This window comes from Novosphingobium sp. SG720 (assembly GCF_012275365.1).
Taxonomy (GTDB): domain Bacteria; phylum Pseudomonadota; class Alphaproteobacteria; order Sphingomonadales; family Sphingomonadaceae; genus Novosphingobium; species Novosphingobium rhizosphaerae.
Map to the genome: position 1 here is coordinate 1 of NZ_JAAZQN010000019.1, position 3,407 is coordinate 3,407.

The 3,407-nt window shown below is 54.1% G+C and carries 1 tRNA gene and 2 rRNA genes; all 3 read right to left on the minus strand.

Features of this window, described 5'->3' with window-relative positions:
- The 3 genes from FHW94_RS22885 to FHW94_RS22895 all read right to left on the minus strand — a co-directional run bounded on the left by FHW94_RS22885 (position 1) and on the right by FHW94_RS22895 (position 3,194).
- Positions 1 to 77 (minus strand) — tRNA-Met (locus tag FHW94_RS22885).
- A gap of 90 nt (positions 78 to 167) precedes the next feature.
- Positions 168 to 282, minus strand: a 5S ribosomal RNA gene (gene rrf / locus FHW94_RS22890).
- A 119-nt stretch (positions 283 to 401) separates the two neighbouring features.
- A 23S ribosomal RNA gene (locus FHW94_RS22895) occupies positions 402 to 3,194 on the minus strand.
- Positions 3,195 to 3,407: the final 213 nt, after the last annotated feature.

Here is a 3,407-nt window from a genome sequence, read left to right on the forward strand (position 1 = left end):
TGGTTGCGGGGGCAGGATTTGAACCTGCGACCTTCAGGTTATGAGCCTGACGAGCTACCGGGCTGCTCCACCCCGCGATGTTAGCAACAAAGCCCCGTCGATGTATTCGACGGGGCTTTGTTGGATTTGAGATTGTGATGGGTTTTTTCATGCGCGCCGGCTTCAATGCCTGGCGACGACCTACTCTTCCAACGCTTGAGCGTTAGTACCATTGGCGCGGACTGGTTTCACGGCCGAGTTCGAGAAGGGATCGGGTGGTTCACAGACGCTATGGTCACCAGGCAATGGAGCGGGCGCACATGATGTTTTTAGATCGATGGTTTGGGATCTGGCTTTGTATCGTCCGGATGTCACCGTTGGTTCTGCGGGTTGCGCAGGGTTGTTGGTGAGGGTGTGGATTCTACAAGCATGATAAGAGTGATTAGGACCGGTTAGCTTCATGCGTTACCGCACTTCCACACCCGGCCTATCAACGTGGTGGTCTACCACGACTCGATGATACCTTATCTTGAGGGAGGCTTCCCGCTTAGATGCTTTCAGCGGTTATCCCGTCCATGCATAGCTACCCTGCTGCGCTCCTGGCGGAACGACAGGTACACCAGAGGCATGTTCACCCCGGTCCTCTCGTACTAGGGGCAACTCCTCTCAAGTATCGACGCCCACGGCAGATAGGGACCAAACTGTCTCGCGACGTTCTGAACCCAGCTCACGTACCACTTTAATTGGCGAACAGCCAAACCCTTGGGACCTGCTCCAGCCCCAGGATGTGATGAGCCGACATCGAGGTGCCAAACGATTCCGTCGATATGAGCTCTTGGGAATCATCAGCCTGTTATCCCCGGCGTACCTTTTATCCGTTGAGCGATGGCCCTTCCACGAGGGACCACCGGATCACTATGACCGACTTTCGTCTCTGCTCGACTCGTCAGTCTCGCAGTCAGGCAGGCTTATGCCATTGCACTCTAGCAGACGGTTTCCAACCGTCCTGAGCCTACCATCGCGCGCCTCCGTTACTCTTTAGGAGGCGACCGCCCCAGTCAAACTACCCGCCACAGAGGGTCCCCGCACCGGATGACGGTGCTGGGTTAGACATCAGAAAACAACAGGGTGGTATTTCACCTATGGCTCCACACCGGCTGGCGCCAGTGCTTCAAAGCCTCCCACCTATGCTACACAATTCTTTCCTAATGCCACTCTGAAGCTGCAGTAAAGGTGCACGGGGTCTTTCCGTCTAACCGCGGGTACTCCGCATCTTCACGGAGAATTCAATTTCGCTGAGCATATCCTGGAGACAGTGGGGAAGTCGTTACGCCATTCGTGCAGGTCGGAACTTACCCGACAAGGAATTTCGCTACCTTAGGACCGTTATAGTTACGGCCGCCGTTTACCGGGGCTTCAATTCGGAGCTTGCACTCCTCCTCTTAACCTTCCGGCACCGGGCAGGCGTCAGACCCTATACGTCGTCTTGAAGCCGACTTAGCAGAGTCCTGTGTTTTTGCTAAACAGTCGCTACCCCCTGGCCTGTGCCCCCCACAAGTGCTTGCGCATATGTGGGGCCTCCTTCTTCCGAAGGTACGGAGGCAATTTGCCGAGTTCCTTCAGGATACTTCTCTCAAGCGCCTTGGTATACTCTACCTGACCACCTGTGTCGGTTTCGGGTACGGTCTATATGGAGAGGCTATTTCCTGGAACCTCGTCACAGCCAGCTCAATCCGATAAGAGCTGACAATTTAAGAGATCCGTCACTCATCTCCAGGCCCACGAATATTAACGTGGTTCCCATCGACTACCCCCTTCGGGCTCGTCTTAGGGGCCGGCTCACCCTGCTCAGATTAGCTTTAAGCAGGAACCCTTGGTCTTTCGGCGAGAGGGCATCTCACCCTCTTTGTCGCTACTCATGTCAGCATTCGCACTTCCGATACCTCCACGGTCGGTTACCCTTCCGCTTCGCAGGCCTACGGAACGCTCCGCTACCGCTCAGATCATAGATCTGAACCCTAAGCTTCGGTGCACGTCTTGAGCCCCGTTACATCTTCGCCGCAGGAACCCTTATTTAGACCAGTGAGCTGTTACGCTTTCTTTAAATGATGGCTGCTTCTAAGCCAACATCCTGGTTGTTTTGGGATTCCCACATGCTTTCCCACTTAGACGTGACTTGGGGACCTTAGCTGTAGGTTAGGGCTGTTTCCCTTTTGACGACGGACCTTAGCACCCGCCGTCTGTCTGCCGGATAAATCTCGTTGGTATTCGGAGTTTGGTTAGAGTTGGTAGATCTCGCGACCCCCGCATCCATCCAGTGCTCTACCCCCAACGGTATACGTCCGACGCTCTACCTCAATAGATTTCGCGGAGAACCAGCTATTTCCCGGTTTGATTGGCCTTTCACCCCTAAACACAACTCATCCGACAATTTTTCAACATTGAACGGTTCGGCCCTCCAGTGCGTGTTACCGCACCTTCAGCCTGGTCATGCCTAGATCACCGGGTTTCGGGTCTAATTCATCGAACTCTAGCGCCCTATTCAGACTCGCTTTCGCTGCGCCTACACCTAACGGCTTAAGCTTGCTCGATAAACTAAGTCACTGACCCATTATGCAAGAGGTACGCAGTCACCCCCTATGGGGCTCCTACTGCTTGTAAGCATCCGGTTTCAGGTACTGTTTCACTCCCCTCATCGGGGTGCTTTTCACCTTTCCCTCACGGTACTAGTTCGCTATCGGTCATGTACGAGTATTTAGGCTTGGAGGGTGGTCCCCCCATGTTCAGACAGGATTTCACGTGTCCCGCCCTACTCGAGGCCTCATCCATCACTTTCGCATACGGGGCTATCACCCGCTATGGCCAGACTTTCCAGACTGTTCTGCTAGTTGAAGATGAGGCACTGGCCTGGTCCGCGTTCGCTCGCCACTACTAACGGAATCTCGGTTGATGTCTTTTCCTCCAGGTACTGAGATGTTTCAGTTCCCCGGGTTCGCTTCACCAAAGCTATTTTATTCACTAAGGTGATACCTTATCCACCTCACTCAAAACCCGATCACTCGGACTTCGAGAGAAATGGTGAAGGTGGGTTTCCCCATTCGGAAATCGCCGGATCAAAGCTCGCTCACAGCTCCCCGACGCTTATCGCAGCGTGCCACGTCCTTCTTCGCCTGTACATGCCAAGGCATCCACCAGATGCTCTTACCTCACGCTTGAGAATCCACACCATCACCAACAAGCCTGCATAACGCTCGTGATGTCCTAGGTGCGGACGATATCTCAGCCAGATCGAACAACGCATTGCACAGCTCTCGCCACGCAACCGCTGCCCATAATGTGTGTTGCTTGCTCGCACAGCGACCGTAATCGCCGATACGATGCAACACGGCATCGATCTAAAAACCCATTCACAATGTCAAAGAGGCGCA